Below are 335 nucleotides of genomic sequence, written 5' to 3' on the forward strand. Positions count from 1 at the left end.
GGCCACGGCGGCCGGATAGGCGACGACGCCGACCCGGTCGAACATGAAGGCGACCGCGCCGGTCTCGGCGAGGCTGCCGCCGGACTTGGTGAAGGCCGTGCGCACGTCCGAGGCGGTGCGGTTGCGGTTGTCCGTCTGCGCCTCGACGATCAGGGCCGCGCCGCCGGGGCCGTAGCCCTCGTAGCGGATCTCCTCGTAGTTATCGCCCTCCCCGCCGGCCGCCTTCTTGATGGCGCGCTCGATGTTGTCCTTGGGCATGTTCTCGGCGCGGGCGGCGAGCACCGCGGCGCGCAGGCGCGGGTTCATCGCGGGGTCCGGCGTGCCGAGCTTCGCCG

Annotated in this window: 1 protein-coding gene; it reads right to left on the minus strand. The window is 73.4% G+C overall.

The genetic code is table 11. The features are described 5' to 3' along the window. Positions 1–335, minus strand: a 335-nt coding sequence (locus ACLBXP_RS25410; protein ID WP_447670609.1) for a YebC/PmpR family DNA-binding transcriptional regulator, incomplete at both ends; no start/stop codon positions are given.

Source organism: Methylobacterium sp. A54F (assembly GCF_053346035.1).